Raw genomic sequence first — 22,585 nt, 5'->3', positions numbered from 1 at the left:
CTTGTACTGATTTTACATGAGCTAGAGCGTAAAGCCAATCCTGTATTACGGATTTCAAAAAAATATGGGACTTGTCTTATCTTGACTTCTTCCTGACACATTCAATTGATATGATTCACTCCAACAAGCAACCTAAACAATCATGTACTGGAGGAAACATAGAGATGAACAAGAAAGCAAAAGCATGGCTTATAACAGGTGTAGCGGCGGTTGCCGTAATCGGTGGCGGTGGATACTATCTCAGCAATAGCTACTTGGGGAACAACGTGGAGATTGAGCAGGTGCTTCCTGCGAGCACAGCGACTTCCACAACTACGGTAGATAGCACAGGAACGGCTGTAGCCAATGAAACTGCAGGAGCAGAGCAACTGAACGGAGACTGGAGCATCAGCGAAGGTTCCAAAGTATACTTCTCCGTAACCACATCACAGGAGACAGTTAACTTTGTGGACGAGCAGGTAACAGGCAATTGGACTATTAATGTAGACGATGCTTCCCAGATGAAAGCAGAAGGACAGATTGAAATGGATGGAATTGATTCCGGGAATGGACAGCGTGATGGACACGTGAAGCAAGCCGAGTTCTTCGATGTTGCTACACATCCACAAGCTACATTTACAGCGACTTCATTTGAAGGGGTACCTGCGGAATGGCCTGTCGGTCAAACGGTTGATATCAAAATGAATGGTACGATTACGGTTAAAGGTATTGAAAAAGAAGTAACTTTTGATGCAAAAGCTGCTTATGAGAATAATGCAGTATTGTTGTCGGCAACATCCATGGTAACATTCGAAGATTTCGGAATGGAAAATCCACACTCGGTGGTGCTCTCGACTGAAAATGATATCCAGGTACAACTTGAATTGAAACTCTCCAAATAAGTGTAGCAACGATCATATACCTGAAAATCTGTTCTGTTCTGCCCTAGGGTGGACGGACAGATTTTTTTGTTTCTTACAAATAGTGTGATTCTTATAGCTCAAATGTAACTGTCACAGGATCATATTGTTAAAAAAACTGCTGTTTCCTTTGGATAATGCCGTGTTACCCATCACTATTAAGCGCTTACAATGAGGAGGATTCATAACATTCATTGATCCATGCACAATCAAACACAAAAAGGGGGAGATCAAGAGTGAACAAAAGGTACATAAGCGGGTGTCTGGTATTACTGATGCTGTTCTGTGATCTGGGGCTGATGGTTCGTCCAGCGGCTGCAGAAGATGCAAAAGTGAACGTGGCACTTAACAAGGCAGTTACGGTAAGCACAGAATATTTGGAGTGGGGAAGTAAAAAGGAGCATTTGGTTGATGGTAAAAGTGACACGCATTGGACTGCTACGGCGGGAGTGACAACGGAACAACCACAATGGGTGATGATTGATCTGGGTGAAGACTACAATCTGTCCGGAGCGGAAATAACGTGGAGAGAAAACACGGTTGTGAAATATATGGTAGAAACATCTGCTGATCAGCAGGCATGGACCAACGTTGCTGATCAAAATGAAAATGCCGATCCCAAACAGATCGCTGATCTGACGTTTCAGCAGAATGATGTGCGATACATCAGATTGAACATATCTTTTTACAAGGGTGAGGGAGTCTGGCCGGAAATATTGGAGTTCAAAGTGTGGGGAGAAGCAGAAAGAACTGAACCAGCCAATATTAAAGGATATGATGAGATCGAAGTGAGAACGGTGACCAGAAGTGCGCCATTTCTGCCCAACGAGGTAAAGGCACAGTTTCAGAATGAAAAATCGGGAATGGTGCCTGTGACTTGGGATCATATCGACCCTATGCAATACGCCTCTGCAGGCGAATTTACGGTAACAGGAATTGTATATGGTGCGCCTCCAGAGCCTCAGCTTAAAGCTAAGGTGATCGTTGAGGGGTATCGTGAAGACTATGTCAGAGGTGTCGATATTTCCACGTTGACTGCCATTGAGGACAAAGGCGGAAAATATGTGGACAGCAACGGTACAGAGCGTGATCTGCTCGATATTCTCAAGGATCGCGGTGTCAATTATGTTCGTCTTCGTCTGTGGAATGATCCACAGAAATCAGGGGGCTACAACGATAAGGAAGATGTCATTCGTTTGGCCGAGCGGGTGAAGAAAAAAGGTATGAAGATCCTGCTGGATTTCCACTACTCGGATGAGTGGGCGCACCCGGGTCAGCAGCTTCGTCCAAAAGCTTGGGAAGGTCTTTCGCCCGAAGAGCTGAAGCAGGCCGTATACAACTATACGTATGAAGTTGTGGGAGAAATGAAAGCTAAGGGCGCCATGCCTGATATGGTGCAGATCGGTAATGAGATCAACAGTGGTGTTCTGAACGGCTTGAGCAGCGACGTGGATTTTAAGCAAAATGTTGCATTGCTGAAAAGCGGAATTGATGCTGTACGTGCAGTAGAAGGAGAGATCACCAATAACGCGGATAAGGTGAAGATCATGATCCATCTGGCTGAAGGTGGCAAGGCAGATACGTTCAAATGGTACTTTGGAGAGTTAAGTAAAGGCGGACTGGACTATGACATTATCGGACTATCGTATTACCCTTTCTGGCATGGGACGTTTGCGGATGTGCAGAAAACGATGAATGAAGTGTCAGTCGAGTTTGGCAAAGATGTCATTATCGCTGAAACGTCCTATCCGTTTTCCTACAAAAACGGGGACGCTCATGGGAACATCATCGGGTCGGACGAAGCGCTTCATGTTGGGGGAGCAACATTCCCTGCAACAGTCCAAGGCCAATATGATGCCATCGCCGGCATTATGGACATGATTGCGAACGTGCCAGGAAATCATGGCGCAGGTTTCTTCTACTGGGAGCCAGCTTGGATTCCGGCCGGTGTAGGCTGGATTGCATCCGAAGGTAATGCATGGGAGAACCAAGCCATGTTTGATTACGACGAATTTCCGGCCAACGGCGGACATTCGTATGAAGGTAGAGCGTTATGGTCCCTTGATGTGTACAAACGTGGATTGAGTCTTCTGCCCGCAGACCGCCAGCAACTGGATGCGGCACTTACACGAGCCAAATCATTGGTACAGACTGATTTTACTCCGGAAAGCTGGGGGACTCTGGCTCCGGCAATCTCGGCAGCGGATGACGTAAATCGTCAGGCATACACGCCGGGTGGGGTAACTCAAGCAGATACAGATGCAGCGACAACAGCACTAGAACGTGTGATGCAGCAGATGCAGGTTATCGCCCCGCAGCTTGACGAGGTCAGAGCTAAAATAGCGGAAGCGCGTACGTATCAGCAGACTGACTGGTCTGCGGCCACTTGGGCGGTATTGACCAAAGCGCTGGAAGGCGCTGAGCAGGTATTGAATGATCAAAGAGCAACACAGACGGATGCGAATACAGCGGTTAAACGTTTGCATGATGCGATTCAAGGTCTATCCAATGTGGACAAAACACAACTGCACCAGTACATTCAACAAATGCAGCAGCAGACTAAATCTTCCTATACACGCCGGAGCTGGTCTGTATTGGAACAGTCTTTGCAGGCAGCGATTCAGGTCCGAGATAACAATGCTGTTGTCCAGTCTGAGGTGAATTCAGCACTAAGTACGTTGAAACAAGCCTTTACTAATCTGGTCTCTCTAGAGGCTTTAACAACGGGCAAAACGGCGAAGGCTTCAAGCAGTGCAGGGACAGGAGGTAATCAAGCCAACTCTCCTGAGGGTGCAATTGACAACAATCCGAACACTTCATGGGGGACTGATAAGAGTATTGACAGCTGGTGGCAAGTGGATTTGGGGCAAGTCACAAACCTGCGCAAGATCGACATGTCCATGTGGAGTGGCGGCATCAAATATACGATCGAAGTGTCCAATGATAACAAAAGTTTTGTGAAAGTAGTCGACACCACAAGTGATGTTGTTGTATCGACCGCACCTAGCCATGTACTTCCAGAAGGCACGGAGGGACGTTACATTCGGGTAACGATTAAAACAGGTCCCACATGGGTAGGATTCATGGAATTTGAAGCATACGGTACGTTCCCGGCGGACAAATCTGCACTGCAAGCTACTGTAGATACCGCTGAGAAATTAAAGCAAACCGAATACACGACTTCAAGCTGGAATGTATTTAGTAAGGCACTTTCTGAAGCGAAGGCATTCATTCTGGATGTTGAATCTTCAATGCAAGATGTGAGCAATGCGGATCGTGCGTTACAAGATGCTGTGAGTAAGCTTGTACGTCAAGATGGTACACCTGGCCCTGGCCAGCCATCAGAACCAAGTGTACCTTCACAACCTTCCAACCCGGGAACAGCTCCTTCAACGGGGAATCCGGCTGTAACACCACCGGTTGAACCTGGTAATCCGCCAGTTAAGGGTCTGATAACGGTAAAAGGAACAGCAACCGGGGATGAGAAGTATTCGATTCGTCCAGATGTATCCCTATTAACTCAGGCACTGCAATCCATGGATGCAGGAAATCGTACATTGAAACTGATTGCAGATGTGCCTGACACAGCCAAGACAGTCACATTCCAATTGGGTGCAAGTCAACTGGCAGCATGGATTCGTTCCGAGGAAGTGAAATTCCTGGATGTAGTTGTAGGACAGACTACCGTTCGTGTTCCTCTAAAATCACTCCCGCTAATTATTGCGGAGACTGCGGGAACGTTCGACATCGTAGTGGCAAAAGGATCGACAGATACACTGTCCACATCTCAAAAAGCAGCGATCGGTAATCATGCGATTGTTGATGTGAATTTGTTAATGAACAATAAGCCATTGCAATGGACAAACAGAGCGGTTGAAGTTGCTCTATCCAATGTGGAGCAACCTAAAAAAAATGATGTAGTTATGGTTGTACATTCCATATCTCCAAGTGGAGAAATGAAACCTGTTACGTATTCCAAGTACGATGACAAGACCAAAACGATGACGTTCAAACCTCTGGAATCCACCAGTTATGTCATTGCAGAAGTTGAAGTGCCATTACATGATTTGCAAAATCACAATTGGGCAATCCAAGAGGTACAGAACCTCTACGGTAAAGGGATTATTTCGGGGATGAGCGCAACTCGTTTTGCCCCGCAAGATGAACTGACCAGAGCACAATTTTTGCAAATGATTATTAAAGGTATTGGTGATACACGCCAGCCGAATCCATCTATTTCGGTCCCAACAGATGTGAAGGAAGGGCAGTGGTATGCCGATTCAGTACGACTTGGAATTGAAATGGACATTATTCAAGGCCGGGCAGATGGAAGCTTTGGAGCGAATGAACGTATTTCGCGAGAAGATATGGCCGTTATGCTGAACAGAGCACTGAAGGTTGTGCAGCGTGAGGATGTGACCCATTCTGTACAAGGAAATATGGTGTTTGTAGACAACGCCGAGATCGCGGCATACGCCAAAGAGGCTGTAGCCTGGATGCAACAACTTGGACTGCTAAATGGCATGCCTGATGGCACGTTTGCTCCGAAAGAAACGGCGAACCGTGCACAAGGGGCTGTTGCAGTAGCCAGATTGATGGAACAACTGTATTAGAAAATAACAAAGCAGGTAAGGAGATCGAATCAACTGATTCGGTCTCTTTGTTTTGTGGAAAGAAGAGGTTCAGACGTCATCCCTTTCTCTAAATAGGCATATAAACATTTCGTAAATGTCGTATTGACAATATCGAATTCATTTGGTATCATTTCGATAATATCAAAACGACAATATTAAGAAATGGGGAATGAGCCATGTTTGGATTCCGATTTGCGAAGTTTCAACCCAGCGAATATGTCATGAAGGTGAAAAATGGAAAAGTACAACGTCAAGGCGTGGGACTGTCCTTCTATTATTATGAGCCGACCACATCGGTAGTGGTGCTACCCGTGTCCTCGGTGGATGTACCTTTTATGTTCGAAGAGATTACGGCGGACTATCAGACCGTTACTGTGCAGGGACAGCTAAGTTATCGCATTGTAGATTATTTGAAAATAACACAGAGCCTGAATTACACATACAATTTGCGCAAGAATCGGTATATTTCAGACGACCCCGGCAAACTGGACCAACGGGTGATCACCACAGCGAAAGTACTAACCAAGAAATATCTGGAGAAAATGCCGTTGAAGGAGGCCATTCAATCCAGTGAACGGCTGGCAAGCAGCATGAAACGCGAAGTTGTGCAAAGTGAAGAGTTGGAGAAACTGGGCGTTGAGCTGATGAGTCTATCCATCCTGGCCATTCTGCCCAATAAAGAGACGATGCGTGCATTGGAAGCACAAGCGCGGGAAGAGATTTTACGTCAAGCAGATGAAGCGCTGTATGTGCGTCGCAATGCATCGATTGAACAGGAGAGACGAGTGAAGGAGAACGAACTGAACACCGAAATTGCCGTGGAGACAAAGAAACAGCAAATTCGTGAGACCCAATTGCAGGCAGAACGCTCGGTGAAACAGAAACAAAACGAGATGGAGCAGGAGCAGCTTCAGTTCAATACAGCGATGGAGGAACGCAAGCAGCAACTGATTGAATTAACCATTGCCAATCACAATGCGGAAGCCGATGCCAAAGCGTATGAGATTGCTGCCGTGATGAATTCGTTGCAAAATGTACAGCCAAATGTACTGCAAGCGATGGCAAACATGGGCATGAATTCTGATAAGCTGATCGCACTAGCATTCCAGGAACTGGCCGAAAATGCAGGCAAGATCGGACAGCTTAATATCTCGCCGGATCTGTTGCAGGGGTTGATGTCTCCCATGCCGGGCAGAGATCAGGGAGGTCGAGCACGATGAGATTAGGAAGAAGAGAGCAGACAGAGCAAGCAGGGAAATCAGTACGTCATGAGGCTACGCCGGACGATCGAATGAGCGAACACAAGCTCATTCTCGTTAAGCGTCGTACCCGACTAGAGGAACTGGTGGTTCGATATAACACGGTGCAGCAAGCTCAGTTTTATATTGAACGTCTGGGCGCAGACTTCAGTGATTATATGGAGGAAGACCGTCGTTATCGGCTATCTGTGCAGCAGGCACAGCAGCAACTGGGTCAATTGGGCCGCGTTCAGACAATTGATCGGGAACATGTGCCTAATTTTATCTTTGGAGAGCAGGATATCGTGGTCGTGGTTGGACAGGATGGGCTTGTAGCCAATACCCTCAAATACGTAACCGAGCAGCCGCTCATTGGTGTGAACCCGGACCCGATGCGGTGGGACGGGGTGTTATTACCTTTTACCGTGGAAGATCTGAGCTTCATTGTTCCTGATGTCATTCGAAAGCAACGAACATTGAAAGAAGTCACTCTCGCCAAAGTGGAACTAAATGATGGACAGTATCTATATGGAGTCAACGATCTGTTCATTGGTCGGAAGACACATGTATCGGCACGTTATGAAGTGCGTTTGGGTACATCCGTAGAACAACAATCCTCCAGCGGTATCATTGTATCCACAGGCATGGGATCGACAGGCTGGTTCAAAAGTGTGCTGGCCGGAGCCACCGGAATTGTAGGGTCGGCTGCATGGCAGAACATGAATTCCGAAGCAGAGGTCGCTACAGCATCGGCATCCATTCATGGAAGCAGGCAGGAGCTGAATCATTTTAACTGGGATGCGCCGTACTTATATTTTTCAGTACGTGAACCTTTTCCGAGCCGAACGACAGCTGCCAATCTGGTGTTTGGACAGATCCATTCGAAGCAACCACTGCACATTGTATCCCAGATGCCAGAGGATGGTGTTATTTTCAGCGATGGGGTCGAGCAGGACTTTCTTGAGTTTAATTCAGGAGTGGAAGCTATCATTGGTTTGGCAGAGAAGAGAGGGCGTCTCGTGGTCTAAAGCTTTATTTTCAAGCCGTTTCCAACTAAAATGGGTAACTAGATGTGATACATTGACGTCAGGAAACGGAAAGAGGGTTAACGATGCAATCGATATTGTTGGTTGAAGATGATGCCAAGCTTGCAGGATTGCTGGCGGCTTATCTGAGCCGAAATGGATTTCAGGTACAAGTCACCGGTGATTTTCGTCATGTACTGGATGAATTTGTGGAAGTGAATCCCGACCTTGTGCTGATGGATGTGAATTTGCCTCAATATGACGGATACTACTGGTGCAGGCAGATACGCACACATTCCATATGTCCCATTTTATTCATATCGGCTCGTGATAGTGGTATGGATCAGATTATGGCGTTGGAACATGGAGCGGATGATTATATTACGAAACCTTTTCAATATGAAGTCGTTCTTGCCAAAGTCCGTAGTCAGCTGCGCAGAGCCTATGGTTCTTACGCTGCTGTTCAACAGGAAGTAACGGTGACGAATGGTCCCATGATCCTCTATCCTGAGCGATTTGTATTGGTATATGAGGAACGTTCAACAGAGCTGACACAGAAGGAAGCGATACTGGTGGAAGCACTAATAGCGAAGGCAGGGCGAGTTGTCAGCCGAGAAAAATTGCTGGAACAAATGTGGGAAGATCAGCATTTTATCGATGATAATACGTTGAATGTCTATATTACACGTGTTCGCCGGAAGTTGAAGGAGTTGGGTGCAGAAGAGATTTTGGAGACGGTTCGCGGAGCGGGTTATCGTGTGTTGGATCTGGATTCATCCGCACAGGGAAAAGGGAAATGAGACTTTTCCTGAAAGACCACCTGTTGTTAGTCGGATTTTATGTGTTACAGATGTTGCTGGTTCCGTGTGTCTACTGGCTCTCTGGTGAGGGCCGTCCGATGAAAATTGTTCTCTATGGTATGCTGATCAGTACTGTTGTGTTGTTGATCTATCTGGTCATACGTTACCTCCAGCTACGAGCGTATTATCGTCTACTTGAACAACCACGTAAACTGGTAAACGAGCCTTTCCAAACGCTTGGAAATTCGGTCGTGGCGGAAGCCATCCAGGAATTGTTACATGAACTGGAGCGTAATCGGCAGAATGAGATAAGTCAATTACGTACCAGTAAGGAACAGCAGGTGGTATTCATGAATCGCTGGGTTCATCAGATGAAGACCCCGTTGTCCATTATCCAACTGACCTTGGAAGATGTGGACGATGAGACGGCTGGCAGTATTCAGGATGAGCTGGATAAAATGCGCAAAGGACTCGAGATGGTCTTGCATTCATCACGGCTTGAACAGTTCGAAGGGGATTTTCGTGTAGAGCTGCTGTCTCTGCATGAGGTGCTTCGGAGTAGCATTGCAGAGAACCGACGTTTGTTTATTCGCAGAGGCATTACGCCGGATATCCGGATGGAGGGCGACCTTCAGATATACAGTGATTCCAAGTGGCTACGGTTCATGTTCACCCAGATTTTGACCAATGCCGTGAACTATTCCGATAGCAAATCAGGCAAAAAAGTGATCATTACCGGCTATAAACAGGAAGAGCGTACAATCCTGGACATTCAGGATGAGGGAATCGGCATCTCGTCCGAGGATATTCATCGTGTGTTCAATCCCTATTTTACAGGTGAACGTGGCAGGCAATACCACGAATCCACAGGGATGGGGTTATATCTGGTTCGTGAGATCAGTGCACGTCTGGATAACCGGGTAGAGTTGTTTTCGGAGCTGAATAAGGGAACGTTGGTCAGATTTAGCTGGATTCATTCGAAATATCCGCAATAAAGAGCGCTTTGCCCACAGCCATGGGTGAGGTGTTTTTTTTATAGATACAACAAGTTATGGAGGCAGGGGAACAGAACCTTAAACGTACTGTAAGGGAAGTTTAAGGTAATTCGATAGCACCGTTATGGGAGGTCAGTTAGGATAAGAATAGAATTAACGTATAAAGAATGATGGATTAGGAGGGAATTATGTATGGAAATGTTACAAGTATCGGGACTGAACAAAGTATATCAGGGCAAAGTGCAGACTCAAGCCCTTAGTGATATTCATCTGACAATCAAGCAAGGTGAGTTTGTGGGTATTATGGGCCCGTCGGGTAGTGGCAAAACAACTTTGTTAAACATGGTCTCCACCATTGATGAACCCAGCTCAGGCAAGGTGCTGATTAATGGCATGAATCCGTTTGATATGAAAAAGAAAGAACTTGCCATGTTCCGACGTCGGGAACTCGGGTTTGTTTTTCAGGATTTCAATCTATTGGACACGCTGACGGTTGCCGAGAATATTGTACTTCCATTGACACTGGACAAGGTCAAACTGAAGGAGATGGAGAGCAGACTACACCGTATTACAGCCAAGCTTGGGATTGATCATATTCTGGATAAACGAGTGTACGAAATCTCGGGCGGACAGCGACAGCGCACAGCCATTGCCAGATCCATGATTAATATGCCTTCGATTGTATTGGCGGATGAACCTACTGGCGCATTGGATTCTACTTCATCTCAGGCCGTCATGGAGTCGCTTGAACAGATTAATCAGCAAGAGAAAACGACCATTATGCTGGTTACACATGATCCCCTTGCTGCAAGTTATTGCAACCGAATTGTGTTCATCAAGGACGGAAAACTGGCAGCCGAGGTACACCGCGGAGATAATCGACAGACGTTCTTCCAGCGGATCATTGATACTTTATCCTTCTGGGGAGGGAATTCACATGAGCTTTCCTCAGTTCGCGTTTAATAACATTCGCCGCAATGGGCGAGCGTATATTGCTTTTTTTCTTAGCAGTGTGTTTATGGTCATGATATTTTTCGCTTATGCAGTATTTATCTATCATCCATATGTGGCGGAGTTGCCAATGGGTGACACAACTGCTACGGGGATGCAGATCGCTTCAATTATCGTGTACGTGTTTGCTTTTTTCTTTGTCATGTATTCCATCAGTGCTTTTCTCAAATCACGGAATAAAGAGTTTGGCATTCTGACCATACTTGGTGCGGAGCCTGGACAGATTCGGAAATTGGTCATATTGGAAAATATGTCGATCGGCTGTCTGTCCATTATTGCCGGTATCGGCGGAGGTATGTTGTTGTCCAAGCTGTTCCTGATGTTAACTACTCGTTTTATCGGGATGGATGATCTGTCCTTTTATTTTCCGGTGAAAGCGATTCTGATTACGATCGGGGCCTTTCTGTTATTATTTTTCTGCATTTCACTCTTCACATTGGTTTTTATCGGAAACAAACGGACGTTAGAACTTTTGACGGGGACCAGCAAACCTAAAAAAGAGCCCAAAGCTTCGTGGTTCTTCTCACTTCTGGGTTTTGCCTTACTTACAGTAGGTTTTATGGTACTCCGTAGCGAGTTAAATGGCGGAACAATCATGCTTGCAGCAGTAACAGGGATAGCAGGAACATATTTTTTCTATTCACAACTTTCCGTGCTCATCATCCGTTTGTTGAAGCGTAATCGTAAAACGGTATGGCATGGTACACGTCTGTTATGGATCTCAGAGATGAGCTATAAAATGAAGGATAATGCCCGCATGCTGTTTATGGTGACCGTGGTCATTGCGATTGCTTCAATGAGTGCAGTTGTAATTTTGTCACTGGATCAGGAGAACCGGGAGCAGTTTACAAACAACGATTTTCCAATTCAATACAATGTCTTCAGACCAGCAGAGCAATTGGATATGAGCGCTATTGATTCGATGCTTGAAGCTGCAGGTTTGGATTATCAACAGATATATCTGGAATATTTCTGGTCAGCTGCAGATCAGAGTGCTGTCTCGGTTATGCCGCTTAGTCACTACAACCAATACAATCTGACACAAGGGAAAAAGATGTTCCAATTGGATGCCGGATCCGCCTTATTTGTGGATACCCGCAATGAGAAGGATCAGGGTCAGATAGAGCGCAACAGATTTCGTAATTATGCGAAGGGAGACAAGTTGACGTTGAGTCTGAATGCGAGCCCACTGGAAGCTCGGGTTACGGATACAGATATCGATCCACAGTTTGGAACCCTACTCTATGCTACAGGTGTAGTTGTCCTACCGGATGAGAAGTATGAAGAGATTGCCCAACAGATCAAAGAGAATATGATATCTGGTAAATATCTGTATCAGATCCCTGCATGGGGTCATGCGGTACCTGACCGCCACTCCTCGGAAGCCATGGTCAGCGATCAGCTTCTATTCTCTGCGGATTCCATTCAAAGCAGTAACGCTTCAACGGATAACCACTCTGGATATCTGAGTACGCGGTACGGTGATTTTGAAAGATTCAGACAGGGGACAGCACTCTTTACCTTCCTGGGCATATTTATCGGATTAATCTTCTCGATTTCTTCCGCAAGCTTTTTGTATTTCAGACTGCATACCGATCTTGAAGCGGATGGAAAGATGGTGCATTCTCTTTCGAAAATGGGTCTCAGTTTCCAGGAGATGAAACGATCATCCACCGTTCAGATTGCCATTTTGTTCTTTTTACCGATCGGGGTAGCTATCATTGAAACTTTGGTCGTGGTTAAGCCATTTCTTACTGAATTCGGTATAACGAATTATACGATGCCGGTGTTGACTGTATTTGGTGCCTTTGTACTTGCACAGACGTTTTATTTCTTCGTTATACGTTCGAGATATATCGCTTCTCTGCGCAAAATGATGGTTTAACCATCTTAGAAACAAACGATCATAAGGGACCGACCATGATTTGTTATTGCCCGCATTTCTTGATTCAGATCAAGGAAACGCGGGTTTTCTTGCGATAAGATGAATGTATTCACAGATTATATTATCGAGGAGGAAGATTAATCATGAGTATCACGTCATTGCAAGAAGTCAAAACATTCAGCGAGGACCGTTTTACGAAACGGATTTTATTCCAACAGGGTGGTGGAGTGACCTTTGTACTTCATTTTCTGCCAGGTCAGCAGCTTCCCGTTCATAAACATCCGGGCACAGACGTTATTTTGCTGGTAGTCGAAGGCACAGGCACACTTATTCTGGATGGAAATGAACAAGCGGTGAAACAAGAGGATGTGATCCATTGTGGCGGTGAGGTGGAGTTCGCATTCCATAATACAGGAGATCAGGAGGTTCGTTTGTTCGTGGTGTTAAATAAAGTACCAGCAGCATCGTATGCCAAGGACATCTAACATCTAATATCAAGGATCGATATGATGATTCACTGATCGGTACTAATACAAGGGGGAACTCTATTCTGGAGTTTCCTTATTTATTTTTATTCAAGAATACCTTGATTCTGTTCCATCGCAAAACAAAAAGCGTACCTGGGTCTGAGAGCATCAGAGGTACGCTTCTTCGTATTCCGCCGACAACTTGTTCGTTCATCCGGTCTGTAGTCATTCTGCCTAGAAGTATCCCAGCATTTCCTTGGCTTCATTCGACATCAGCTGTGGAGACCACTGTGGCTCCCACACGACTTGAACATCAATATCAGTCTTATTTGTATTTTCCTGCAAAACCCATTTCACCGCACCAACAATTGTATCGTGCAGCGGGCAACCTGGTGTAGTCAGCGTCATCCGTACATGTACCCGTTCAGGCTCTTCCCTTATTTCATACACCAGACCCAAGTCAACGATATTGACACCTAATTCAGGGTCATATACTTCCTTGAGACATTCCAGCAAATGCGTGGTTTGTTCCATCATGTTCACTCTCCAGTCCATTTTATTAACATTAACGTCTGAATACCAAAGCAATATTTGTTATATAAACGATGGAGACAAGAGACAAAATCGTCCCTCCAACCATCATGACCTCTGCCAGATTAATCAGAATTCCACTGACAAGCAAAAGGCTTCCAGCGACCATGGCGAGCATACCCCAATTGACATACCGTTCACTTAGCATACCTGCCATCAGCGGTGTTCCGGGTCTGCCTGCCTGCTTGCCATATTTGTGGGTCCACCATAGAAAAGGCACGATTTTGGAGGCATAACCAAGTATGGTGAGAGACACCCAGCCCCCAAGATATACCCATCCAGACAGCAGAACAACACGTGGATGGAGCAGTAGTTCAGTCCCTTGTGAGGAATAGATCAGTAGGGCAACAGCATATACAGCCAACGCACGGCTTACATACACAGACCAGCGGATGCCCGGACCTGGGTTACTTTTGTGCCGTTTCTCCTGAATTTGCTCCAAGTGATACACATAGAAGAGAAGGGCTGCGGTTAGAAGTAGGAGCGCGAGCCAGAGCAGACCTCCCTTAATACCTGTCAGAAATGCGACAACACCTGTAACTACAGCTGCATTCCACAGAACCAGGACCACTTTTTGCAGTCGAATGGAATAATCGTGGGATAAGTAGAACATGGGAAGCATTTTGTAACTGAAGCCGGTAATTAACATGCCAAACCAGCCAAGTGTTCCCATCCAGATATGTGCGCCGAATAAGCGTTCATGCAGACTATTCCAATCACCAAAGGCAAAATTCAGACCCATTAGCATACCGGACAGCCCGGTAAGAACCAGATAAAGACAGGAACAAGCTGCGCTGATCGTTACCGGATTCCACTGTGAGGCCCGGAAGAGGGTAACGGCCATATTCCATCCGAACAACAGAATGCCAGAAAGCGCGAGTGTAGCAGAAACGGCAATCCAGATGACATCTGCATGAATGAAGCCGTATAAGATACCCACGATTCCGATACTGAACAAGAAATAATGACAATAACCGAGAAACAGACTGTAGATATTGGATTGCAAAATAACATGTATCAACTGATAAACGGCACCCATAGCCAGCATGGTTGCCCACCCGAGCACAAACAGATGGGCATGAAACCAGCCTTCGGGTCCTCTGAGTTCATCACCAAGCCAGCCTGTCAGCGAGAGCAGGGAGAATGCGTGATACATTACAAATCCAAAGATGCCCGTGATGATAAAAAGAAACGGCAACCTGGACATGGCTTTTGCCTCCTTACCCTTTTTCAATTCTCACTTTGGCCGTACCATCGGCTTGATCCTCAACCGTGAAGGGGCAACCGAGATTATTTAACTCCTCAATCAAGAAAACTGGCACACGGTCATTGTGAATCAGTACGACTTCCCCAGGTTTGCAACGTTCCAGTGCGGCAAGTGTTCGCATCATTGGCTGTGGCGGTTCCAATCCGCGATTGTCCAGTATAACGGTGGGCGCCTGTAGGGATTCAAATTTTTCAATCGCAACAGCTTGCTCCTCTGAATGTCCTTTGCATGAAGCTGATTCTTCATCTGAATGGGGTTCCCAATTAACTTCTGATCCAGATAAAACCATTGCAGATAATGCTTTTGCACCGGTTTTGTTTTTTTTGTGCACAAACGTGGTAACCCAGTGATCTGAACCTTTTCTTTCCGATGTGCTGGAGTATCCTTTCATCTTGAGAATACCGAGCAGTGGCGTTGGTTTAAATGGAGCATGTAGTACAAATACATCTTCATGCTGAAGGCCTTTGACCGTGTCCATGATCAGTTGAAACGGCTCCAACTTTTTACTCAGATGAGGACGCACATCCAATTCAACAATATGGACGTCAGATGGAGACATGTGCGTTCACATCCGATCCTGCACTAGCTACATCCGCCTGCTGTACCAACTGCAGAGATGATTCATACAGGGCGGCCATTCCACCGTACAGCGCATAGAAGAATGACTCCGGCGCATCGAGGGAGAAGGACAGATAGGCTTTGGGGTCCATCCCGAGCATACGCTCAAAAAGTCTTGCACTGTCATAGGCGTAAAAACAGAAATGAGTGTATTCGAACACAGACATTTTTTCGTAGATGGTGATAATCTCTTGCGCATATTCGGCCTGCTCACGCTGTGCTATCTGTACCATGGTTAGGGCATCTTCCAACCTCAGCGTGATGCGAAGTGTAGTATCGTCAATGATTTCAACGTGGGCCATGGCGGTTCAGCTCCAATCTATAATTTGCTGATTTTGACCTGGAAGGTTGTAGGACCCTGCTCAATATACTCCCAGTTGAAGCCATCGGGATGTGTGGACTGGAATTGGAATCGAAGTGGCTTAGGATCGTGATCGTTAATGAGCAGCATGGATTCCTGTGGTTGCAATTGATCAAACGTTTCGAAAATAACTTTATGTTTCAAATGCGGTGGATACTCCGTGGCATTAATGGTTGCTGTGTATGTGTTCATGTGTCATTCCTCCAAATAGGGATAGTGTGGTGTTGCAATTTGATTATAGAAAATGTGAAGAGGGGTCTGTGTGAGCCTGCTCACACATTTCCTTTTGCCATAATTTTGCCTTATTTAGACCAAAATCCTGTTTGGAAAAGGGTTGCGGAGCATATATAGATGTGCAACTGTGCGCTATGTTTCACTTCTTGTGATATTTTGCACAGTTGAGCGAACGAGACATCCTTATATTTAGCGTCAAGATGACACTCGATGAGAGGAAGCAGGTTTCTCCTTCGGCTGATGTGAAGACAGCACCCTAGAGAAGGGAGGTACGTGTATGGAATCGAAATTAATGGATCCGTTTGGAAGAATACATGATTACTTAAGAATTTCGGTTACGGATCGCTGTAATCTCCGCTGTGTGTATTGTATGCCGGAGGAAGGAATGCAGTTTGAACCGACAGAACGAATCCTGTCCTATGAAGAAATCACGTCCATCGTTAAGGCGCTTGCTCCATTAGGCATTAGGAAATTGCGTTTAACTGGAGGGGAGCCTCTTGTTCGCAAGGGGCTGGATCAACTGATTGCCATGTTGTCCGCCATTCCAGGAATTGAAGATATCGCATTGACAACGAACGGTATATATCTGGCAGCTTATGCGGATCTGCTGAAGGCTGCGGGACTAACCCGGGTGAACATTAGCCTCGACTCCTTGAAGCCGGAGCGATTCGCAAGCATTACACGAGGCGGTAAAGTGCAACGTGTGCTGGACGGCATCAAAGCCAGCCAACAAGCAGGATTTCATCCGATCAAGCTAAATGTCGTACTCATGAAAGGCGTGAACGACGATGAGGTGGAAGATTTTCTGCGTATGACCCTGGATGATCCAATTGATATTCGTTTTATTGAGTACATGCCCATAGGTGACAGTGGTGATGGCTGGAGATCAGGATATCTACCACTCGAACATGTGCTGGAAACATGCGGAGCATCATGGAACTACGAAAGCTGTGGTGAAGTTTACGGCAATGGCCCGGCAGATAGTTATCGCATTGTGGGAGCTGCCGGAACCTTTGGTCTGATTCACCCGGTGAGCAGCCATTTCTGCGGAAATTGCAATCGGCTCAGGCTGACAGCAGACGGAAATATCAAACCTTGTCTCTACTGGTCAGATGAGTTCAATGTTCGTCCACTCGTAGGTGATGACAAGGCGGTGCAGGATTTATTTTACAAGGCGCTCGGAGCCAAACCCGAAACACATGACATGTTAAAAGCCTTAAACGGGCAACAGATTGACGGCACGCCAACGCTGCGACATATGTCGCAAATCGGAGGTTAGCAACAGCAGTTCAGGATTCAACTTGCATCAACAGGTCATATATGTGGGAGGACAACAATGAGTAACAAAAGCATGCCCTGGATGGGCAAACTCAAATATTTTGCCAAACGTGAAAAAAGTGCGGAGGGCTGGAGTGAGATGTCCCCGGTTAACCGGGATTGGGAAGATGTCTACCGCCGCCGCTGGCAGCACGACAAAGTGGTGCGTTCCACACACGGCGTCAATTGTACCGGATCATGCAGCTGGCAGATCTATGTGAAAGACGGCATTGTCACTTGGGAAACGCAGGCTACTGATTATCCTTCAACTGGACCGGATATGCCGGAATTTGAGCCACGAGGTTGTCCACGTGGAGCGAGTTTCTCATGGTATCTGTACAGCCCGCTGCGTGTCAAACATCCTTACGTACGTGGTGCGCTGCTGGACTTGTGGCGTGATGCGCTTCAGACACATGGTGACCCGGTTCAAGCATGGTCCAGCATTGCGGATGATCCGGCCAAAGTGAAAAGATACAAATCGGTACGTGGTAAAGGTGGATTGATTCGCGCGTCATGGGGTGAAGTGACACAGATTATTGCCGCTTCGCTAATTCATACGATCAAAGAATACGGACCGGACCGGATTATTGGTTTCTCTCCGATTCCTGCCATGTCGATGGTCAGTTATGCAGCAGGATCACGGTTTTTATCCCTGATGGGATCGCCATTGCTCAGTTTCTACGACTGGTATGCGGATCTGCCACCGGCTTCACCTCAGATCTGGGGTGATCAAACGGATGTGCCAGAGAGCAGTGACTGGTACAACTCGGGATACATTCTGGTATGGGGCTCGAATCTGCCAATGACGCGGACACCGGATGCACACTTCCTGGCTGAAGCACGTTATCGGGGAACAAAAGTGGTGTCGATCAGCCCGGACTATGCGGAGTATGTGAAATTCGCAGATACGTGGATGTCGGTAAAACAAGGAACGGACGGCGCTCTGGCGATGGCTATGGGCCATGTCATTCTAAAAGAGTTTTATATTGAAAAACCTACGGACTATTTCATGCAATATGCCAAACAGTATACGGACTTTCCAAATCTGCTGATCGTGGAAGAAAAGGATGGCGTACACACAGCAGGCAGATTTCTCGTTGGGGAAGATCTGGGCATCACAGGTAATAACATGGCTTGGAAAACGCTCGTTTACGATGAAAACAGTGGAACCTATGCGATGCCGAAAGGAAGTTTGGGCTTCCGTTGGGGTGAAGAAGGCACATGGAATCTCAAAATGGAACAGGTGGAGAACGGTGAGCCGATTGATCCAAGACTATCCATGCTCGGAGTTCATCATGATCTTGTAACGATTCAACTGCCGTACTTTGATGATGAGGGAAAACACGTCATGGAGCGGCAGATTCCTGTACGTCAGATATGGTTAGGAGACAAATGGATTACAGTAACAGCCGTATACGATCTGGTACTTGCTAAATACGGAATTGAACGTGAAATGACACGTTCAGCGGATTCAGCAGAAGTAGTCACTGGTGTGGAACAATTGAGTGTACGTGTTAACGATGGAGATGACATCTTGCATGCAACACAAGTAAAACCATTCACTCCAGAGTGGCAAGAGAAAATCACTGGTGTGGACCAAAAGACTGTCGTACAGATTGCACGTGAGTTCGCACAGAATGCGATTGATACCAAAGGTCGTTCCATGATCATCATGGGAGCCGGTATTAATCACTGGTACAACTCCGACGTCATCTATCGCGCCATCATTAACTTAATTCTGATGACAGGTTGTCAGGGTGTGAACGGTGGAGGCTGGGCCCATTATGTCGGTCAAGAGAAACTGCGTCCGGCTGAAGGCTGGCAGACGATTGCCTTTGCTCGTGACTGGACCGGACCTGCACGTCTGCAGAACGGAACATCCTTCTTCTACTTTGCAACAGATCAATGGAGATACGAGGAGACCCAAGTCGGAGAGTTGACTTCGGCGCTTGAAGGTGAACCGCGGTTCCAGCATGTGGCTGATTATAATGTGATGGCTGCGCGTATGGGCTGGCTTCCATCCTATCCACAGTTCAATCGTAACTCGATTGATCTGCATCAGGATGCACTACAGGCCGGAGCAACGACGAAGGAAGAGATTGGCGCTTATGTTGCTTCCGAGCTACAGAACAAAAATCTGAAGTTCTCGATCGAACAACCGGATGATCCGGCGAACTTCCCGCGTGTACTATTTGTCTGGAGAGCGAATCTGATCTCAAGTTCTGGCAAAGGGCATGAGTATTTTCTGAAACATTTGCTCGGTGCAACGAACGGATTGCTGAACGATGACGATCATGGACTGCGCCCAGAGCATGTGGAGTGGGTGGATGAAGCACCGGAAGGCAAGCTTGACCTGATGATCAACATGGATTTCCGTATGGCAGGTACAGCGATGTATTCCGATATTGTGCTGCCAGCAGCGACCTGGTATGAGAAAAGCGATCTGAGCAGTACGGATATGCATCCGTTCGTTCATCCATTCAACCCGGCGGTAGCCACGCAGTGGGAATCCCGTTCCGACTGGGATACTTTCAAGGAAATCGCACGTGTATTCTCCGAGATGGCTACGCAGCAATTCGATGGGCCGCAGAAGGAGATCATTGCTACACCGCTCTTGCATGATTCACCGGATGAGCTTGCTCAACCGTACGGAGAGATCAAAGACTGGAGTGCGGGAGAATGTGAAGCAATTCCGGGTAAAACGATGCCACATATTCAGGTCGTGGAACGTGACTATTCTGCCGTATATAACAAAATGATCAGCCTTGGACCTGTGGTGAAGGATAAACCAATCGGCACCAAAGGCATATCTTGGTCAGCTAGTGAAGAGTATGAAAAACTCAAGGGCATTCTGGGCGTGCACCGTAAAGATGGCATTGGACAAGGATGTCCGGATCTGAGCACAGACCGTAACGTTGCGGAGGCCATTCTGACCTTGTCCAGTACAACGAACGGCAAGATGGCTGTGCGTGCGTGGGAGGCGCTTGAACAGAAAACAGCATTACATCTGAAAGATTTGGCTGAGGAACGGTCGGAGGAATGTTTTACGTTTGACGAGATCACTTCCAAACCGAAAACGGTCATTACCTCGCCTGCATTCAGCGGATCGGAAAAAGGTGGACGCCGATATTCGCCATTCACCACCAATGTGGAGCGCCTCATTCCATGGCGTACATTGACAGGCAGACAGCAGTTCTACATTGATCATGCGATGCTCCGTGAGTTCGGAGAGACATTAGCGACATTTAAACCTGTGCTGAAGCATACGCCGTTTCATCCCAACAGCAAACGTCCGATTGAGGGTGGCAAGGAAATCGTCCTTAACTACCTGACACCGCATAACAAGTGGTCGATCCACAGTATGTACTATGATGCGCTGCCGATGCTGACCCTGTTCCGAGGTGGCCCGACAATCTGGATGAACCACGAAGATGCAGAAGAAGCGGGACTCGTTGACAACGACTGGATCGAATGTTTCAACCGTAACGGGGTAGTCGTTGCCAGAGCCGTAGTAACGCATCGTATTCCTCGCGGCATGGCATTCATGTATCACGCTCAGGACCGTCACATTAATGTTCCGGGCACCAACATATCACAGACACGTGGAGGTACACATAACAGTCCGACACGTATTCATGTGAAGCCGACACATATGATTGGCGGTTATGCCCAGTTAAGTTATGGCTTCAACTACTATGGCCCGACAGGCAACCAGCGTGACCTCAACGTCATCATTAGAAAACTGCAGGAGGTGGATTGGCTTGAAGATTAAAGCACAAGTCAGCATGGTCATGAATCTGGACAAATGTATAGGGTGCCATACATGTAGTGTAACGTGCAAGAACACCTGGACCAATCGTCCAGGTGCAGAGTATATGTACTGGAACAATGTAGAGACCAAGCCAGGGGTCGGTTATCCGAAACAATGGGAGGACCAGGAGCGTTATCGCGGTGGTTGGGAGATGAAGAATGGCAAGCTGGAGCTGAAATCCGGAACACGTGCAAGACGCCTGCTTAACATTTTCCATAATCCGGATCAGCCTACCATTGATGATTATTACGAGCCATGGACATACGAGTATGAGAAATTGACGAACAGTCCGGAGAAAAAACACCAGCCTGTAGCAAGACCCAAATCCCAGATTACCGGTGAATATATGAATCTGGAGTGGGGTCCGAACTGGGAAGATGATCTGGCAGGTGCCCATATAACCGGAATGGAAGATCCCAATATGAAGGGTGTCGAAGATTCAATCAAAATGGATTTTGAACAGGTATTCATGATGTACCTGCCACGAATCTGTGAACACTGTCTCAACCCGGCATGTGTATCCTCCTGTCCTTCCGGAGCGATGTACAAACGGGAAGAAGACGGCATTGTACTGGTCGACCAAAATGCATGCCGCGCATGGAGATTCTGTGTGTCGAGCTGTCCTTACAAAAAAGTCTATTTCAACTGGCAGACAAACAAAGCCGAGAAATGTACTCTTTGTTTCCCACGGATTGAAGCGGGTCTGCCAACGATCTGTTCCGAAACCTGTGTAGGACGGATCCGTTATATCGGCTTGATGCTGTATGATGCGGACCGTGTTGAAGCCGCTGCTTCAGTTGAAAATGATCAGGATCTCTATGAATCCCAGATGGATATTTTCCTTGATCCGAATGACCCTGAGGTGATTCGTGAAGCGCGCGAGGCCGGAATTCCAGAGGATTGGATTATTGCAGCGCAGCAGTCCCCTATTTATAAAATGGTTATCGACTGGAAAATTGCGCTCCCGCTTCACCCTGAATACCGCACCATGCCAATGGTATGGTACATTCCACCACTTAGCCCGATTACCAATCGGGTAGAGGGACAGGGAAGTTCACTGGAGGCCAATGATATTTTCCCGGCGATTGATAACATGCGTATTCCCGTGGAATATTTGGCCAATCTGCTTACGGCAGGAGATACGGATCGAATCCGTGAAGTACTGCGGAAAATGGCAGTTATGCGCATTCACATGCGTAACCAGCAGACGGGCAAGACCAGTGAATCGGAATTACTGGAAAGGGTAGGCATGGATGCTCAGGAAGTGGAGGACATGTACCGACTGCTCGCTATTGCGAAATACAATGACCGTTTTGTCATCCCGCCAGCTCACCGTGAGGAAGTGGAAGATCTCTTCAGCGAACAGGGCAGCTGCGGACTTGATTTTGCAGGTGGTCCAGGTTCTTGCGGGGTATTCTGATGGGAGAGGGGA

Annotated in this window: 17 protein-coding genes; 12 read left to right on the top strand and 5 right to left on the bottom strand. The window is 46.9% G+C overall.

Going from position 1 to position 22,585, the window contains the following annotated elements:
• Positions 1 to 164 precede the first annotated feature (164 nt).
• The 9 genes from J2X75_RS11340 (at position 165) to J2X75_RS11300 (ending at position 12,972) form a co-directional block, all read left to right on the top strand.
• On the top strand, positions 165 to 881 hold the full coding sequence (locus J2X75_RS11340; RefSeq protein ID WP_310336464.1) for a YceI family protein: 717 nt from the start codon (positions 165 to 167) through the stop codon (positions 879 to 881).
• 254 nt (positions 882 to 1,135) lie between these two features.
• Positions 1,136 to 5,512, top strand: coding sequence for a glycosyl hydrolase 53 family protein (locus J2X75_RS11335; protein ID WP_310336462.1), 4,377 nt, complete (start codon positions 1,136 to 1,138; stop codon positions 5,510 to 5,512).
• Positions 5,513 to 5,709: 197 nt separating this feature from the next.
• Positions 5,710 to 6,753, top strand: a complete 1,044-nt coding sequence (locus J2X75_RS11330; RefSeq protein WP_310336461.1) for an SPFH domain-containing protein — start codon at positions 5,710 to 5,712, stop codon at positions 6,751 to 6,753.
• 71 nt (positions 6,754 to 6,824) lie between these two features.
• Entirely contained in the window at positions 6,825 to 7,799 is a 975-nt protein-coding gene (locus J2X75_RS11325; protein ID WP_310336760.1) for a diacylglycerol kinase catalytic domain-containing protein, read from the top strand.
• 83 nt (positions 7,800 to 7,882) lie between these two features.
• Positions 7,883 to 8,596 (top strand): response regulator transcription factor, encoded by a 714-nt coding sequence (locus J2X75_RS11320; RefSeq protein ID WP_310336459.1) that lies wholly within the window; start codon positions 7,883 to 7,885, stop codon positions 8,594 to 8,596.
• Positions 8,593 to 9,591, top strand: a complete 999-nt coding sequence (locus J2X75_RS11315; protein ID WP_310336457.1) for a sensor histidine kinase — start codon at positions 8,593 to 8,595, stop codon at positions 9,589 to 9,591. The genes J2X75_RS11320 and J2X75_RS11315 overlap by 4 nt, the downstream gene beginning before the upstream one ends.
• Before the next feature lie 192 nt (positions 9,592 to 9,783).
• Positions 9,784 to 10,554, top strand: a complete 771-nt coding sequence (locus J2X75_RS11310; protein ID WP_017687815.1) for an ABC transporter ATP-binding protein — start codon at positions 9,784 to 9,786, stop codon at positions 10,552 to 10,554.
• The gene (locus J2X75_RS11305) at positions 10,529 to 12,487 is read left to right on the top strand and encodes an ABC transporter permease (protein WP_310336452.1); all 1,959 of its coding nucleotides are present in this window, start codon (positions 10,529 to 10,531) and stop codon (positions 12,485 to 12,487) included. Before J2X75_RS11310 ends, J2X75_RS11305 begins: the two co-directional genes overlap by 26 nt.
• A gap of 143 nt (positions 12,488 to 12,630) precedes the next feature.
• Positions 12,631 to 12,972, top strand: a complete 342-nt coding sequence (locus tag J2X75_RS11300; protein ID WP_310336450.1) for a cupin domain-containing protein — start codon at positions 12,631 to 12,633, stop codon at positions 12,970 to 12,972.
• A 216-nt stretch (positions 12,973 to 13,188) separates the two neighbouring features.
• Here the strand turns inward: J2X75_RS11300 and J2X75_RS11295 are convergent, their stop codons facing one another.
• Genes J2X75_RS11295 through J2X75_RS11275 form a run of 5 tightly spaced genes read right to left on the bottom strand, consistent with a single transcriptional unit; the run spans position 13,189 to position 15,983 of the window.
• The gene (locus J2X75_RS11295; RefSeq protein ID WP_397383532.1) at positions 13,189 to 13,488 is read right to left on the bottom strand and encodes a metal-sulfur cluster assembly factor; all 300 of its coding nucleotides are present in this window, start codon (positions 13,486 to 13,488) and stop codon (positions 13,189 to 13,191) included.
• Positions 13,489 to 13,519: 31 nt separating this feature from the next.
• Positions 13,520 to 14,752 (bottom strand): hypothetical protein, encoded by a 1,233-nt coding sequence (locus J2X75_RS11290; RefSeq protein ID WP_091017894.1) that lies wholly within the window; start codon positions 14,750 to 14,752, stop codon positions 13,520 to 13,522.
• A 13-nt stretch (positions 14,753 to 14,765) separates the two neighbouring features.
• Positions 14,766 to 15,371 carry a DUF2249 domain-containing protein gene (locus J2X75_RS11285; protein ID WP_124116284.1) on the bottom strand — a complete coding sequence of 202 codons (606 nt, stop codon included), beginning with the start codon at positions 15,369 to 15,371 and terminating at the stop codon, positions 14,766 to 14,768.
• Positions 15,358 to 15,732: a hypothetical protein gene (locus J2X75_RS11280; RefSeq protein WP_124116285.1), complete on the bottom strand. Its 375-nt coding sequence runs from the start codon at positions 15,730 to 15,732 to the stop codon at positions 15,358 to 15,360. The genes J2X75_RS11285 and J2X75_RS11280 overlap by 14 nt, the downstream gene beginning before the upstream one ends.
• Before the next feature lie 17 nt (positions 15,733 to 15,749).
• Entirely contained in the window at positions 15,750 to 15,983 is a 234-nt protein-coding gene (locus J2X75_RS11275) for a DUF2249 domain-containing protein (protein ID WP_091029052.1), read from the bottom strand.
• Positions 15,984 to 16,302: 319 nt separating this feature from the next.
• Here J2X75_RS11275 and moaA point away from each other — a divergent pair, with 319 nt between their 5' ends.
• Genes moaA through narH form a run of 3 tightly spaced genes read left to right on the top strand, consistent with a single transcriptional unit; the run spans position 16,303 to position 22,573 of the window.
• A complete protein-coding gene (gene moaA, locus J2X75_RS11270) occupies positions 16,303 to 17,304 on the top strand; it encodes a GTP 3',8-cyclase MoaA (protein ID WP_124116286.1) in 1,002 nt (333 codons plus the stop codon).
• 57 nt (positions 17,305 to 17,361) lie between these two features.
• The gene (locus tag J2X75_RS11265; RefSeq protein WP_310336440.1) at positions 17,362 to 21,114 is read left to right on the top strand and encodes a nitrate reductase subunit alpha; all 3,753 of its coding nucleotides are present in this window, start codon (positions 17,362 to 17,364) and stop codon (positions 21,112 to 21,114) included.
• The gene (gene narH, locus J2X75_RS11260) at positions 21,104 to 22,573 is read left to right on the top strand and encodes a nitrate reductase subunit beta (protein WP_150365487.1); all 1,470 of its coding nucleotides are present in this window, start codon (positions 21,104 to 21,106) and stop codon (positions 22,571 to 22,573) included. Before J2X75_RS11265 ends, narH begins: the two co-directional genes overlap by 11 nt.
• Positions 22,574 to 22,585 lie beyond the last annotated feature (12 nt).

Source organism: Paenibacillus sp. 2003 (assembly GCF_031455635.1).
In the GTDB taxonomy this organism is placed as follows: domain Bacteria; phylum Bacillota; class Bacilli; order Paenibacillales; family Paenibacillaceae; genus Paenibacillus; species Paenibacillus amylolyticus_B.
Note: the sequence above shows the minus strand (reverse complement) of the source record. Positions and strands in the feature narration are given on the sequence as shown.

Excerpts from the sequence above, each read along its gene's own strand:
- J2X75_RS11325 (WP_310336760.1), top strand. The coding sequence starts at position 6,825 with ATGAGCGAACACAAGCTCATTCTCGTTAAGCGTCGTACCCGACTAGAG.
- J2X75_RS11295 (WP_397383532.1), bottom strand. The coding sequence starts at position 13,488 with ATGGAACAAACCACGCATTTGCTGGAATGTCTCAAGGAAGTATATGAC.
- J2X75_RS11330 (WP_310336461.1), top strand. The coding sequence starts at position 5,710 with ATGTTTGGATTCCGATTTGCGAAGTTTCAACCCAGCGAATATGTCATG.
- J2X75_RS11275 (WP_091029052.1), bottom strand. The coding sequence starts at position 15,983 with ATGAACACATACACAGCAACCATTAATGCCACGGAGTATCCACCGCAT.
- J2X75_RS11285 (WP_124116284.1), bottom strand. The coding sequence starts at position 15,371 with ATGTCTCCATCTGACGTCCATATTGTTGAATTGGATGTGCGTCCTCAT.
- moaA (WP_124116286.1), top strand. The coding sequence starts at position 16,303 with ATGGAATCGAAATTAATGGATCCGTTTGGAAGAATACATGATTACTTA.
- J2X75_RS11290 (WP_091017894.1), bottom strand. The coding sequence starts at position 14,752 with ATGTCCAGGTTGCCGTTTCTTTTTATCATCACGGGCATCTTTGGATTT.
- J2X75_RS11300 (WP_310336450.1), top strand. The coding sequence starts at position 12,631 with ATGAGTATCACGTCATTGCAAGAAGTCAAAACATTCAGCGAGGACCGT.
- J2X75_RS11280 (WP_124116285.1), bottom strand. The coding sequence starts at position 15,732 with ATGGCCCACGTTGAAATCATTGACGATACTACACTTCGCATCACGCTG.
- J2X75_RS11320 (WP_310336459.1), top strand. The coding sequence starts at position 7,883 with ATGCAATCGATATTGTTGGTTGAAGATGATGCCAAGCTTGCAGGATTG.
- J2X75_RS11315 (WP_310336457.1), top strand. The coding sequence starts at position 8,593 with ATGAGACTTTTCCTGAAAGACCACCTGTTGTTAGTCGGATTTTATGTG.
- J2X75_RS11265 (WP_310336440.1), top strand. The coding sequence starts at position 17,362 with ATGAGTAACAAAAGCATGCCCTGGATGGGCAAACTCAAATATTTTGCC.
- J2X75_RS11340 (WP_310336464.1), top strand. The coding sequence starts at position 165 with ATGAACAAGAAAGCAAAAGCATGGCTTATAACAGGTGTAGCGGCGGTT.
- J2X75_RS11305 (WP_310336452.1), top strand. The coding sequence starts at position 10,529 with ATGAGCTTTCCTCAGTTCGCGTTTAATAACATTCGCCGCAATGGGCGA.
- J2X75_RS11310 (WP_017687815.1), top strand. The coding sequence starts at position 9,784 with ATGGAAATGTTACAAGTATCGGGACTGAACAAAGTATATCAGGGCAAA.